The organism is Actinacidiphila acididurans (genome assembly GCF_016918855.1).
GTDB lineage: Bacteria > Actinomycetota > Actinomycetes > Streptomycetales > Streptomycetaceae > Actinacidiphila > Actinacidiphila acididurans.
This window is the reverse complement of sequence record NZ_JADKYB010000001.1, coordinates 295174-308703: the sequence shown is the minus strand read 5'-3', so window position 1 is coordinate 308703 and position 13530 is coordinate 295174. Positions and strand designations below refer to the sequence as shown.

Sequence of the window (13530 nt, the reverse complement as noted above, 5' to 3'; positions counted from 1 at the left end):
TTTCACCAATCCTCCGAAGGAAGAGCTTGTGTTGTATCGACCATCGCATAGGTGGCCGAACCACGATTCTTACGGATTGCCATAAGAATTCCAAAGGCACTGTGTTTCGCCTCCGCCACTCCGGTTCCGAGTCACAACTGTCACACAAGACATTCGGTTAACCATCCCGGGCCCGGCGCCACGTCCAATACCGGCCACTGGCCAGAACAACACGGGGGCGGTACGCGGCAGTACCAAGCGGATTGACTTCCTCCGAGAACACCGGGCATCAAGATCGACGGTATGGCACCTTACCGTCACAACTCCGAGGACTTGTCAAGTGTCACGGCAAACAAAGTAACCCGTTGTACGATCCGACAACTCGCCGCGGGCTCGGCGGGCATGGCGCCCAGGCGAGCGCGGGTGTCCGGGGCCGGGGGCGGCGACGGCCGGTACGGATCTTCGTGGAGTGCCGTCGAAGGCGGCCGGCCGCGGCCGCGGCACTTCTTCTACGGAATGTCGAAGTACCGCTCGTTCCGCGGGAATTGGTCGCGAGGCGCGACGCGAGCGCCGGGCAGGCCCGGCCCACCCGAATGGCTCCGAATGACCGGAACGGCTCCGGGCGCACCACGGGCCGAGCCACGGAACACGTCAGGGAAAAGCTCCATGGGAACGCTCCGGCGGCGGCGCACCCGCCCGCTCGGCCCTACCGTATTTCGGCCAGGAGCGGACGGCCGCCCGGTCTCGAAGTCGCCGGTAAGCAGTCGATCACAGGGCAAGGCATCAGTGGATTACCGCACGCCTTCGCCTTTTCCCAGGGGACGGATCCGGCGGCTCACCACGAAATCGTCAGGGCCGGCGGACGCGCAGTGCGACCCCGCTCAGTGCGCCGAGGTGTCCGCCTTCCGCGCCCGGGAGCCGGGGTTCGCCGCCGTGCGGGATCGTGTGGTCGCCGCGGCCTGTTGTGCCCGGTTGGACGAGGTGCTGCCCGCGCCGCGCCCGATGTGGTCTTCGCCTTGCGCGGCGCTTCTTCGGCGGATGCACGCACAACTCGTCGCCCGCGGAGGGCCGCTACGGCCGTCCCGGCGAGCCCGGAGCGCGAATCCGGCGGTCATCGGAAATACCATGACACAAGCGACCTCCCGAGGTCCCCCGAACGCCCGAGGGAAGCGCAAGGGTGCACCGGCAAATACCGGTGGTTCCCGGCCTTCTCACCAACTCTCACAAAATCCTGAAACAGCGGGCATTGGGAACGTCGGCATTCCGCGTGACGGGCCGTCGGCAGCAAAACGTCCGGTCCCGTGGCCTTTCCCCCGCACACTCCGCACACGCGGCAGCACTTTCCGCACTCGCGTGGTGTTTGCCGCCCGGACAAAGGCGTGGCGCGGGTTCCGGGAACAATGGGAACGGCAGCAGCAGCCGTCACATTGGCTGCGTCGGCGGAGCCGGTGGGTCGACGTCGAGGGCCGCGGCGCGCAGGGCGGCGGCCACGCGGATGACCGGATCGGCCGGCGGGTGGGGAAGGCGGGCCAGCAGCAGGCGCCGTTGTTCCTGGGGGCCGCCGCGCACGGGAAGGACCCGGACGCCCGGTGGCGCGGCGGAGGCGAGGGTGGCGGGCACAGTGGTGAGCCCGCAGCCGGCCGCGACGAGGTGGAGCTTGGCGAGCCAGTCGCGGGCGGTGAGGGCGATCTCGGGCCGCTCGTCCAGGCCCGGCCACACACCCATCAGCCGGTCCTCGCCCGAGGAGGAGCCGGCGATCCAGCGCTGCCCGCGCAGGTCGGCCACGTCGACGTAGTCACCGCGGGCCAGCGGGTGGTTCGCGGGCACGGCCAGGCACAGCGCGCGCTCGGTAAGGGCCTGGACCGCGAGCGGGGGCGACTCGGCGTCCGGCGGCCGGAAGGGCGGCGCGGAGACGAGCAGGGCCAGGTCGATGCTGCCGGCCCGCAGCGCGCGTACCAGCGCGGGAGTGCTGCCCTCCCGGCCGATCACGTGCAGCGCCGGATCGGTGCGGCGCAGCACGGCCAGGGCCCGGGGCACCAGGACGACGCCGGCGCTGGGGAACCACCCCAGGCGGACCGTCCCGGCCTGCCCGGGCAGGCCGGACAGCTCCCTGGCGGTCGCGTCGATCTCGTCGAGCACGACGGTCGCGCGGCGCATGACGACCCGGCCGGCCGCGGTGAGCCGTACTCCGTCGCGCCGCCGTTCCAGCAGCTCCGCGCCCGCGGCCCGTTCGATCGCGGCGATCTGCCGGGACACCGCCGACTGGGTGTAGCCCAGCGACGCGGCGGCCGCGGTGAAGGTTCCCTGCTCGGCCACCGCGCGGAAGACCCGCAGCGCGGTCAGCGACACATCCGTGAAGTCCATGACGTTTACGCATACTAGCTGTGCTGATCTTTCGTTGGACTCATGGGTTCCGCCTTCCTAGCGTGGCAGGCATGAACGCATCGCGCATCGCCCTCGTCACGGGCGCCAACCAAGGACTCGGCCGTGCCTTCGCCGAAGGTCTGGCGGCCCGCATGAACCCGGAGGACCTGGTTCTGCTCACCGGCCGCGACCAGCGGCGCGTGACGGACGCCGCCGCCGAGGTCGGCCGGCTGCCCGGCGCCCGCGCCCGCGTCGAGGGCCGGGTCCTGGACGTCACGGACACCGACGCCATCGCCCGGCTCGCCGAGGAGCTGCGAGCCCGGTACGGCGGGGTCGACGTCGTCATCTCCAACGCGGTCGCCCGCGTGCTGCCCGAGGACTCGCAGGCGGCGCGGGCCGACGAGTTCATCGACGTCTCCAACACGGCCACCCACGCGGTACTGCGCTCCTTCGGTCCCGTGCTGCGCCCCGGCGGACGGCTGCTCGTCGTGGCCAGCAGCCTGGGCACCCTCGGCCACCTCGACCCGCGGCTGCACCACCTCTTCGACGGCGCGAGCCTGGACCAGGTCGAGTACGCCGTCGAGTCCTGGCGCAGCGCGGTCCACAACAGGACCGCGCAGGAGGCGGGCTGGCCGGTCTGGCTGAACGTGCCCTCGAAGGTGGCCCAGGTCGCGGCCGTCCGCGCGGTCGCCGCCGAACGCCGCGGGCAGGACCTGGCCACCGGCACGCTGATCGCGTCCGTGTGCCCCGGCATGGTCGACACCGCCACCTCGCGCCCCTGGTTCAGCGAGTACAGCCACGCCCAATCCCCCACCGACGCCGCCCGCGCCGTCCTCGACCTGGTCTTCGCCGACCACGTCGACCCCGCCCTCTACGGCGAACTGGTCCGCTTCGGCAAGGCCCTGCCCTGGCACGACGGCACGCCCCCGGTGGAGCAGGACCGGATCCTCACGCCCTGACCGCCGGCCCGCCCGTACCGGCCCCGCGCCATGTGCCCGCACCCGCACCCGCACCAAGGAGTTCGCCCATGAGTGCCGTCACCACCCCGTTCGGCTTCTCCAGTACGGCCGCCGAGGTCGTAGAAGGCATCGACCTCACCGGCCGCCGGGCGGTGGTCACGGGCGCTTCCTCCGGCCTCGGCGCCGAGACGGCCCGCTCCCTGGCCGCCACCGGAGCGTCGGTCACCCTCGCCGTCCGCGACCCGGCGGCCGGCGAACGCGTCGCCAAGGACATCACCGCGTCGACCGGCAACCAGGACGTACGCGTCGCACAACTGGACCTGGCCGACCCCGCGTCCGTCAACGCCTTCACCGCGGCCTGGCAGGGCCCACTGCACATCCTGGTGAACAACGCCGGCGTCATGGCCTGCCCCGAGCAGTACACCGCGCAGGGCTGGGAGTGGCAGTTCGCCATCAATCACCTGGGCCACTTCGCCCTCACCACCGGCCTGTACGACGCACTGGCCGCCGACGGCAACGCCCGCGTCGTCGTGGTGAGTTCCACCGGTCACCAGCAGTCCCCGGTCGTGTGGGACGACGTCAACTTCGCCTTCCGCCGCTACGACCCGTGGCTCGCCTACGGCCAGTCCAAGACCGCAGGCGTCCTCTTCGCGGTGGAGGCGACCCGCCGCTGGGCCGGCGCCGGGATCACCGCCAACGCCTGCATGCCCGGCGCCATTTACACCAATCTGCAACGCCACACCGGCGGCCGGGGCAGCGGCCGGGTCCCCGCCGACCTGATCAAGACCGTCGAACAGGGCGCGGCGACCTCCGTCCTGCTCGCCGCCTCCCCCCTCCTCGACGGCATCGGCGGCCGCTACTTCGACGACTGCAACGAGGCCGAGGTCGTCGACCGCCGCACCGGCACCCTCCACGGCGTCGCCCGCTACGCCGTGGACCCGGACAACGCGCGACGCCTGTGGCCCCTGTCCCAGGACCTGCTCGCCCACGCAGGCTGACACCCGGGGCGTTGTCGGTGCCCGGCCCTACGCTCGCCGCATGACTCGTACCGACCTCGCCGCGTTCGACCGGGCCTGGGACCGCTTCTCCGGCTGGCTGGCGAAGAACTCGCCCGCCGATCACGCGGCCCTGCGGCCGCCGGCCACCGCGCAGGAGATAGCGGCTCTCGAAGCACGGCTCGGTTTCCCGTTGCACCCGGAGCTGAGGGCGCTTCTGGAGCGCCACAACGGTGTCGCGGAACTGAGGCCGACGCACGGCCCCTTCCAGTTCCAGGCGGGGGCCTTCCTCCCGCTCGGGCACCGGCTGAACAGCACGGAACGCATCGCCGAGGAACACGCCATGCTGGTGGAATTCGGCGAGGACAACCTCGATTCGGAGCTGTGGGAGGAGGACGAGCTCAACGGCCACGCCCACCAGTGGGTGACGTTCGCGCACCCCAACGACGGCGGCGTCGCCTTCGTCGACCACCGGCCCGGACCGACGTACGGCCACGTCTACGAGATGGGCATCGGCTCGGGCGAGATCGAGGGCACCGAGTGGGCCACCGGTCTCGGCGAGCTGTTCGACCGCCTCGCCGACGCCCTGGAGGCCGGTACTCCTTTCTTGTACTACCTGCCCGGGTTCCACGAGGACCCGACGGGGCAGCGCTTCGTCGAGTGGACGGTACGCGTCGGAGCAGGGGCGGGCTGAATCCGCCGCAGTGGTGACGGGTCGCGGTGCCGACACCATGGGTGCGGGCGGCGGTGACGGCGGTCAGTGGCGGGGGGCCAGCAGGACGGGGCAGTGGGTGTGGTGGGCGGCGGCGTGGGCCACGCCGCCGAGGTGGCTGCCGATACGGGGGCCGCGGCCGACCACCAGCAGGTCGGCGGTGGCGGAGGCCCGTACCAGGGCGTCGGCCGCGCCCAGGAGGCGGACGTCGGGGAGCACGCCGACCTCGGGGTACCGCAGCTGCCGGGAGTGCAGGACGTCCAGGACAAGCTGCACCTCCTGGTCCTCCCGCTCGGCGCGCTCCTCCTCCAGTACGCCGAACGGGTCACGGGGAAGGACGGGCGGCAGGTCCCAGGCGTGCAGGACGCGCAGCCGCACCCCACGTAGCGCCGCGGTCTCGAAGGCCGCGTCCAGGGCCCGGTCGTCCGGGTGCCGGGCGTCCACGCCCACGACCACCTCCGGCTCGTGCGGCTCCCGCTCGTCGGGCACGGGCACCAGGACCACCGAGCAGGTCGCCGCTCCGGCCACGGCGAGCGCCACCGAGCCCAGCCGCAGCCCGTTGAAGCCGCCGGTCCCCCGGCGGCCGAGTACGAGCAGCCGGGTGCCCTGCGCGATCTCGGTCAGCACGCGGACCGGCTCGCCCTCGATCGAGCGGGCCACGACGTCAAGACCGGGGTGAGCCCGTACGATCCCGTCGGCGATCTCCCGCGCCGGGCCGTCACCGCGCACCAGTGCGCCCGGCCGGTCCTTCGGCATCGGCGGCACGACCGTGACCAGGCGCAGGGCGAGTCCTCGCCGTACGGCCTCCGCCGCCGCCCATTGCGCCGCCACCCTGCTGTCCCCCGAGCCGTCCACGCCGGCCACCACGTACCGCGTCATCATCCCTCGCTCTCCACGCTGCCCCTCCCCCACATTCCCGCACCGGGCACCGCCCCGCCCATCGCCCGATCGGGCCCCATCACCCGATCGGCGTCCTCACATCGTGGTGATCGTGCGTCCGCTCACGGAGTCCGGGCGGATGCGGATCCACAGCGGGCGGTCGCCGCCGGCCCAGGGGTGGACGGTGTCCTGGGCGGAAAGGCGCTCGATCGTGGCGGGGTCCTCGACGGTCTCGGCGACACCGGTGACGAGGACGCTCCAGCCGCGGCTGTGCTCCTCGTCGATCGAGTCGGCCTGGAAGGAGACGGCGGAGCCGGCCGTGGGGGCGGCCGGGCCGCCGGGCTCGGTGCGGTAGACGATCGTGTGGGCGTCCACGGCGTAGTTGACCGGGAAGACGGCGGGGCCCGGCCGGACCGGCAGCGCGACGCGCCCGACCCCGTGACCGTCGATCCGGTCCCAGCACTCGGTCTCCGACAGCCGCATCAGCACCGGGCGCCCCGCCGCACCGGCCCGGCCCGGCGGCGGCTGACCGGGACCGTGCAGCAGCGTCTGATACGGCACGCCCAGCGCGCCGGCGATCCGCAGGAAGCCCCCGGGATCGAACTCCGGTCCAGCCTCCAGCAGGTGCTGCAGATAACGCGGCGACATGCCCGCCTCACGGGCCAACTCCTCATGCTCCAGGCCGAGCTCGGCACACCGTTCGGCGATCCGGCGGGCGAGGACGCCGATGCCGGGCGGCGTGCCCCGGCCCTCGGGGCTGTCGTCCACGGCGCTTCCTCCTTCCCTCACGGCGAACGGTCGCCGAGCCGGGCGCACCTTCCGGGCGACCGCTCCCGTACGGTCCGGCGCCGGCTCGCACGGCGCAGACGCGCTCCCGTAAGCACCCGGCCCGTGACGTCAAGCCTCACCCCTCGGGCCGTCGGGCGCCATACGAGGGCCGCCCACCGGGGAACGCCCGGACCGGGGCCGATGCGAGGATGAAGCCATGTGGACCAGGCGCCGTGGCGAGCCGAGACGGATCGAGCGGGCCGAGGTGAGGAGCTGGGAGAAGCGGCCCAGAGCGCTGATGGACCTGCTGGGGAATCGTCTCGACGCCCAGACGTGGGGCAACGCGAGGGCGCTCTGGCCGTCACCTGGCTCGGCGACTGGTTCGGCGATCACCCAGAGCTGGGCCTTTCCGGTGAAGAACGCACGGAGCTGATCGCCCTGGCCGAGGCGGTGGACCCGGACCTCCTTGCTCGCGTCACCGACGCCGTTGCACCATCTGAGCCGGACTGACCACCGCACAGCTGGTGCCCGTCAAAGCGGAGCACACTCCAGCCGACTCAAAGAGCATCACCTGTCCCACCTTCGAGCGGGACATCCTCGCCCCCGCTTCGACGGCTCCTTCGCTTGCGCCTGTCTGAGGCAGCCGCCCGCAACAGGGTCACCCGCTTTAACGCACTACAGCAGGTGAGTAACGGTGAATCACACGTCACCGCCGGCTTCGAGCACCGCATCGCTCCCCGCGGAAACGCCGCGCGCGAGGTCATCGGCGTCGCCTTCCGTCTGCCCGACCCGCGCCAGCGCCTTCCGTACTTCGCCGCCCGCAAGGCCAACCCGGTCTTCCACTTCGCCGAGGCCCTTTGGTACCTGGCCGACCGCCGCGACCTGGAGATGATCGGCTACTACGCGCCGTCGATGAGGGCGAGTTCGCGCGACGGCGTGACCATCGACGGCTCCGCCTACGGCCACACCCTCTTCACCCCGGCACCAGGCGACGACCGCTCACCGTTCGACCGAGTCCTGGAACTGCTGCGGCCCGAGAGGGACAGCAAGCGCGGCTACGTGTTCTCCTTCACCATGATCCAGGAGTACGCGGCCGTGCAGCTCGGCCTGCGCCTGGGCTCGTACACCCACCACATCGGCTCCGCACACGTGAACGACCGCGACACCGAACGGGTGAACCGGGTCCTTGCCGAGGCGGCGACCCGGGCGGCCCCACAGCACTTCCCGCTCCCGCCGGTGCCCGCCAGTACCGGTCCGAAGACCATCGCCCACCTACCTGCGCGACCGGAGCGAGAACTGGCGGACAGGCGGCTTCACAGCCCGCTGGCGGCAGATGCGCAAGGCACCGAGCACTGTCGAGCTTTGCAGGTCATGCCTTGTCCGTGGCCTCGTCCTGCTGTTCTGTGTCTGCGATCTCGGATGCGGCTGGCGCCGACATGGAGATGTAGTAGACGGACCTGCCCTGCCGCTCGCGCGCTGCCGCGCCAGCGGCTACCAGAGATTCCAGCGCCTGGCGCACGGCCTGCGCCGTGGCCGCGTACGCCGGGTCGCCCTCGGTCAGCTCCGCGAGGACTTCTCTCGCCGAACGGGGCTGTCCGGGCCTTTGGAGCAGGACGTTCCCCGCGCGCTCCCGCAGCGACGGCTCGATGTTCTTCGCGTCGGCCTGCGCAGTCTTTGCCGCGGCCTTGGTGGGCGCAGGCCCCCTCCCGGCAGCCGAAGTGGCTCGTTTACGAGGGGCAGCAGCGGCCTTTTTACGTCCGCTCCGCTTTCCTGCACCTTCGGCGCCGCCCTCGGGAGCACCAACGGTCTCAGGGACCGGGGCGACGTCCCGTTGCCGTGGCAGAGGCGTGTCCTGCGAGGCCGGATCCGCCGCTGCGCCTGCTTCCTGCGTGTCGTCGGTGGCCGGCGGCGCCGTTTCGGATGCGGCCTTCAGGCCCACCAAGTAGGTCTCGTCATCCTGGAGCTGGACCAGGCGTGCCTTGAGCCGCTCCTGTTCGGCGCGGTTGGTCTCGATGTCAGCAGCGATCTGCCGTGTGTACTGGCTGCGGAGAGGGACCGCATGCGACTCGACTTCCATGTCAGCTCACTTTCTCTTGTTCCATGTTGCTCCGGGATGTTACTCACATGAAGGCCCGACAGCTTTCAGGCTTTCCCGGTTGCGGTGCTTTGAGGGCGACCAGCGCATCCCTTTGGACGTTTCCGAGCCTGCGCACCGCCCCTTGCTACGCGGGCGCACCTGGACCGGAAGGCGACCGCCGTCCTGCGTGGGCGCGTCGGCGGCCCCGTGGCGTAGATGAGCGGGCACGTCCACGAGGTCATCACTTGGCTTGCCGAGTTCGGCCGCGATGGTGTCGGTGATGGAGGAGTGGCCCGGCGGGCGCCCTCGTACGCGTCCAGGTGTCCTTGACCTTCATCAGTCGCCGATCCCGCGGGTCCAGCACGGCGTTCGACGCCACGCCGTAGTCGTGGCCGGTCGCGAAGTCCGGGCTGTCCAACTGCTCGTCCAGGGTGAGGCGGTTGGCGTCGTCCCGCACCGTCGCCGGCAGCCCGTCCAGGCCACCGGCCAGCTGCGGATACAGCAGCACGTACGCGCGCCGCTCGTCCGGGCTCAGGCCCTTCCACCACGTCGCCGCGGCTTTCGGGTCCCGCGGCGGTTTCGGCGCGTCGACGCCCAGAACCTCCATGGCTGTCTGCGCGTCGACGTTCCGCCCGTCCTCCGACGCCTGCGAGGGATGGTGAGGGCAAGGCGTCGATACGTTGCCGGTAGCCGGCCGACTCCGCGCCGCTGTCTTGCGCCTCGTAGCGGTTGGTGCTCCTCGGGGCCGTCACCGTGCCGGCGTCGTCCACCGCGTACCCGCCGGCCTCCGCCTCCCGCACCACAGCGCGCAGGTTGCTCTGGGTCTGCTCCATGCGCTGGTGCACCACGGTCAGGACCGCACCGATGGTCTCCGCCTCGATCCGGCCGATCGCCAACCGCTCCTCCACCACGCCCAGGAACCCGAACGCCTCGGTAGCGGCCTCACCCGACCAGCCGGCCCTCCTCAGGGGAGCCGTCACATGCAACTGGTGCCGGGTGTGCGCGCTCCCCAAACGGAAAGACTCTGTCACTTGCGAGCGGCCCCGGCGATGCACTCCACGTCCGGCTTCCACCACAGCGCGAAGGTCTCGGTCATCTACCCGAGCTCCTCGAAGTCCCGGCCTATGAGCGTCTCATTCCACTCATGACTGGTCGCGCACTGCCGCAGCGCATCCGCCGCGGCCGACATCCGCTCCTGAAGACCCCGCAGAGCCGGCGCCCACGTGTCGGCCACGGCATCGGCCTCGGTCCTGATCACCCAGCCGGACAGAGCGGCCACCTCTTGGTCTTCCGACCCCAATGCCTCTGCCATGGTCGCGCTCCTATACGTAGCCGCACCGAGCCCCCCTCCGACCACGGGGCCCGAGCTCAGCGCCCGCCGCCGTCCGATGCCGTCCCTTCCATCACCTCCCACGGCTCGGCGATCGTGCCGTCGGGCTCCCAGCCGTACCGCGTCAGTCTGGCGGCCTCTTCGGCCCGGCCCATCTCTTCCAGCATCTCCGCCGTCGCCCGCAGTGCATCGCGGTCCCCGGCGTCAGCGGCGCGCCGATACCAGACCAGTGCCTCCGCCCGGCGCCCGGCGTCCCGCAGCATCGACGCCGCGTTGCCCAGCTCGCCAGGGTCGTTCGGCGCTGCCCGCATATACCAGGTGAGGGCCTCATCCACCCGGCCCGCTTCCTGCAGGATCCTTGCCGCGTGCAGCGGGGCGTAGGTGGCTCCCGCATCGGCGGCGCGCTCCTACCAGGTGAGCGCCTCGGCGTCCTGTCCCGCCAGCTTCAGCATCTCCGCGCCCCACATGTGGGCGAGCTCGTCGCCCGCCCTGGCCGCCAGGTCATAGTAGGTGAGGGCCTGCGCCTGCTGCCCTGCTCGCTTCAGGATCGCCGCGACCTCCCGCAGGGCCCCCGCATTGCCGGCCTCGGCCCGCTCCTGTAGCCAGGCGAACGCCGCCTCGTCCCTCCCCGCCTCCGTCAGCAGCGAGGCCGCCGCCCCAAGCGCGTTGGTGTCGCCCTGATCGGCGCGCTCACCGAGCCATGCGAGCGCCGCTTGCGTGCCGTGCGATTTCTCCATCAGCTCCGCCGCGCGGCCGATGAAGAGGAAACCGCCGGTCACGTCGACGGCCCGCAGGTACCAGTCGAGCGCCTCCTCCCGCCGGCCCGCCGCGTCCAGCCTGCGGGCAACCCACTGCAAGGAGGCGGAGTCGCCCTGCTCGACGGACTTGTGGTACCAGGGCAGCGCTTCGTCCATCCGGCCCAGCTTCTCCAGAATCTGGGCGATGTACAGCGCCGACGGAGCACCGGCCTGGGCATCACGCAGGAACCAGGCGAGCGCCTCCTGCAACCGTCCTTCCTCTTTCAGCATCCTGGCCATGGCACGCACCGCGGCGAGGCTTCCGGCGTCGACGGCACCCTGCAACCAGGCGAGCGCCGCGTCAACCCCCCGCGTCTCCCGCAGGATCCGCGCCTCGGTGTGGACAGCTTCGTCGTCATCGGCCGCAACAGCACGACGGTGCCAGGTGCGCCACTCCTCCGTCCGCCCCGCGTCTTTGAGCAGGGCGGACGCCAGACGCCATTCCTCGTGCCTGCCGGTGCCATCGCCGTCGGCGGCGGCGTAGAAGCGCATCGCGATGCGCAGCAGGCCCCGGTTCCGGGCAGCGGTCGCAAGGTGGACACGGTCGCCCGGGGCGGCGTGCCGGACGAGTGCATCCCACGCCGCGACGGGTACGCGGTCGCCGTACCGGCGCTGTCGGCCGTGCTGTTCGAGGAAGTCGGCCAGGCGGTACGCCGGCTGGGCGGATTCCGGCCGATGACCGGCCCGGGGGCGGATCCGGATGAGCGGGCCCCGCGTACCGCGCAGCGGCATGGACGTGTAGGCGAGGGCGCCCTCCAGCCAGTCGTCGTCCAGCAGGTCCCACTCGATATCGGTGAGATAGCCCTCGGCGCCGGTCTCCAGCAGGGGCCGCGGAAGCGCGAGACCGTGGCCCAGCCGCCGAGCGTCCATGGCGGCCTCGATGAGCGCCCGCGCGGCCGGCGGCGCCGCACGATAGCGTTCGATCAGGGCAGGTGCGCCCGCGAGGTACTGCGTGATCTGCCCTTGTTCGGCGCGCTGAAGGGCTTCCGCCATGCGCGAATCGGTGGCGGCCGAGGAGCGGGCCGCCGCCAGTTCCTCACTGGTGAACACGCCAGGGACGACGATGCTGCGGTTCTTGACCAGCTGGCGGGCCTGCGCGTGAGGGTCCAGTCCCCGACTCGACTCGGAAGTGAGGGTGGCCCAGTGCTCGGGCCAGATGGTGCCCAGGATCAGGACCGGCCCCCTGTCGGGCGCATTGAGCAGGGTACGAAGTTTACTGGCGAGCTGCTTGCCGTGTTCCGGGTCGAGCAGGTAGTGCTGGGCCTCGTTCAGCCACACCACTGTCTGCGGCGCCACCCGGTCCAGCTGTCCGATCAGGGCCGAAGCGGGGTCGGGTTCGACTGGGTGCCACAGTCGCCAGCCGTCCGGCAGCCTCCGGACCGCCTCCCAGCAGGCCCGGGTCTTGCCGGTCGATGAACCGCCGACCAGCACCGCGATGTCGCTTCGCCCGCCCGCCACCACGGCGGCGACCACCTCGGCCAGCTCCTCGTCGAACCGCCGGGCGACGTAGGCGGGCAACGCGCCGAGCCCGGTGCCGGGGGCCGCCGGGGACAGCGCCGGGTGCACCTCCAGGTCGTCGAGCACGAGCCGGTCGTCGTACTCGCCGATCGGCCGGCCCACGGGGACGCGCATCAGCGCCTCAACCCACAGCGCGCGCACCCGTGCGGCCGCGTCGTCCTCGTCCCACCTGGCCCGGCGCGCCAGCACGACCGCGACGGCGACCGCGTCCGCCTGTCCGGGCGGCAGCGTGGGCGAACTGATGCAGCGTCCGATGGTGTCCCGGCTCGGCGCACCCGGCAGGTCGTCGTCCTCGGCGACGTCCGCGGCCATCTCGTCGAGGCTGGGCGCACCCGCCGCCGCGTACAGCTCATACAGCAGATCCTTCAGGTCCCGCAACGGACCCGGCGCCGGCAACGCCCGTTCCAGCATCCGCGGCCGCCGGACCGGGCGGCCCCCCTTGTCGCGACTCATCGCATCATCCTGCCCGACGGGCGACCACAGCGGGGCCCGTTCCGGGCCCCTGCCGAATCGATCAGAGTTCCTTGTCGCAACTGGGAGTTGATCTTCTCCCGAGCCGCAGTGTGGTGCCCGAGCCGACACCGGCCGCCGGCCCGGCCCGGGGAACCCCGGCCGCTCGAAGGAGAAGACCATGACGACGCCCAGCCACACCCCGCCGAATCAGCCCGATCCGACGCCGTTCCTGACGGTGCATACCGCCCTCATCATCCTCGCCGCGGCCTTCATCGGCTCGGTGGCCGGGGGCCTGACCTTCCTCAGCGGCGAACCCGTCGCCAGCGCGATCCTCGCCGGGCTCACCGACTTCGGGGCAAGCATTCCGCTGCTGCGATCCCTGATCCGCTGAGGCATGATCAACCCGGGATGACGGCCTGGGGCAGCGCACGCCGCCGGCCTCCAGCGCGTTCCGGCAGCCTGTTCCTGATGTTGCTCGCGCGTGCTTGCACGAGTCCAACCTGGCGTGGGCCGGAATACGGGGCCGGGACAACATACGCAGGGTGCACAGCAGCCTTGGCTACTGAAGTCCCGCCGAGTACGAGACCGCTCTCGCGCCCGACCACCGCACCAACGGTGTCCGTCAAAGCGGAGCAAACTCACTCAATGCGACAGGACATGAGTGATCGCCGAAAGGCTCTGGTAAGGAACCGCCTGCCA

The 13530-nt window shown here is 71.6% G+C and carries 14 protein-coding genes; 5 read left to right on the top strand and 9 right to left on the bottom strand.

The genetic code is table 11. The features are described 5' to 3' along the window. Positions 1-1401: 1401 nt before the first annotated feature. Positions 1402-2343 (bottom strand): LysR family transcriptional regulator, encoded by a 942-nt coding sequence (locus tag ITX44_RS01350; RefSeq protein ID WP_205355063.1) that lies wholly within the window; start codon positions 2341-2343, stop codon positions 1402-1404. A gap of 71 nt (positions 2344-2414) precedes the next feature. On the opposite strand from ITX44_RS01350, the gene ITX44_RS01345 reads away from it, so the two are divergent. From ITX44_RS01345 to ITX44_RS01335, 3 genes are all read left to right on the top strand, one after another. Next, the gene (locus ITX44_RS01345) at positions 2415-3302 is read left to right on the top strand and encodes an SDR family NAD(P)-dependent oxidoreductase (protein WP_205355062.1); all 888 of its coding nucleotides are present in this window, start codon (positions 2415-2417) and stop codon (positions 3300-3302) included. 68 nt (positions 3303-3370) lie between these two features. Next, positions 3371-4300, top strand: coding sequence for an SDR family NAD(P)-dependent oxidoreductase (locus tag ITX44_RS01340; protein ID WP_205355061.1), 930 nt, complete (start codon positions 3371-3373; stop codon positions 4298-4300). A gap of 40 nt (positions 4301-4340) precedes the next feature. Then, a complete protein-coding gene (locus tag ITX44_RS01335) occupies positions 4341-4991 on the top strand; it encodes an SMI1/KNR4 family protein (RefSeq protein ID WP_205355060.1) in 651 nt (216 codons plus the stop codon). Positions 4992-5054: 63 nt separating this feature from the next. Here the strand turns inward: ITX44_RS01335 and ITX44_RS01330 are convergent, their stop codons facing one another. Together ITX44_RS01330 and ITX44_RS42500 are read right to left on the bottom strand one after the other, a co-directional pair. After that, complete coding sequence (locus ITX44_RS01330) at positions 5055-5891, bottom strand: universal stress protein (RefSeq protein ID WP_236059674.1); 837 nt, start codon at positions 5889-5891, stop codon at positions 5055-5057. Positions 5892-5984: 93 nt separating this feature from the next. After that, complete coding sequence (locus ITX44_RS42500; protein WP_307795027.1) at positions 5985-6656, bottom strand: helix-turn-helix domain-containing protein; 672 nt, start codon at positions 6654-6656, stop codon at positions 5985-5987. A 333-nt stretch (positions 6657-6989) separates the two neighbouring features. On the opposite strand from ITX44_RS42500, the gene ITX44_RS01320 reads away from it, so the two are divergent. Next, positions 6990-7166 (top strand): hypothetical protein, encoded by a 177-nt coding sequence (locus ITX44_RS01320; RefSeq protein ID WP_205355059.1) that lies wholly within the window; start codon positions 6990-6992, stop codon positions 7164-7166. 189 nt (positions 7167-7355) lie between these two features. On the opposite strand, the gene ITX44_RS01315 is transcribed toward ITX44_RS01320, so the two are convergent. From ITX44_RS01315 to ITX44_RS01290, 6 genes are all read right to left on the bottom strand, one after another. Beyond that, entirely contained in the window at positions 7356-7622 is a 267-nt protein-coding gene (locus ITX44_RS01315; protein WP_205355058.1) for a hypothetical protein, read from the bottom strand. Between the two features lie 403 nt (positions 7623-8025). Then, positions 8026-8733: a hypothetical protein gene (locus ITX44_RS01310; RefSeq protein ID WP_205355057.1), complete on the bottom strand. Its 708-nt coding sequence runs from the start codon at positions 8731-8733 to the stop codon at positions 8026-8028. Positions 8734-8974: 241 nt separating this feature from the next. Next, positions 8975-9340, bottom strand: a complete 366-nt coding sequence (locus ITX44_RS01305; protein ID WP_205355056.1) for a hypothetical protein — start codon at positions 9338-9340, stop codon at positions 8975-8977. Positions 9341-9829: 489 nt separating this feature from the next. Continuing rightward, positions 9830-10045, bottom strand: coding sequence for a hypothetical protein (locus ITX44_RS01300; RefSeq protein WP_205355055.1), 216 nt, complete (start codon positions 10043-10045; stop codon positions 9830-9832). A gap of 56 nt (positions 10046-10101) precedes the next feature. Continuing rightward, complete coding sequence (locus tag ITX44_RS01295; protein ID WP_205355054.1) at positions 10102-10398, bottom strand: hypothetical protein; 297 nt, start codon at positions 10396-10398, stop codon at positions 10102-10104. Between the two features lie 72 nt (positions 10399-10470). Beyond that, the gene (locus ITX44_RS01290; RefSeq protein ID WP_205355053.1) at positions 10471-12789 is read right to left on the bottom strand and encodes a tetratricopeptide repeat protein; all 2319 of its coding nucleotides are present in this window, start codon (positions 12787-12789) and stop codon (positions 10471-10473) included. 220 nt (positions 12790-13009) lie between these two features. On the opposite strand from ITX44_RS01290, the gene ITX44_RS01285 reads away from it, so the two are divergent. Then, positions 13010-13222: a hypothetical protein gene (locus tag ITX44_RS01285; protein ID WP_205355052.1), complete on the top strand. Its 213-nt coding sequence runs from the start codon at positions 13010-13012 to the stop codon at positions 13220-13222. Positions 13223-13530: the final 308 nt, after the last annotated feature.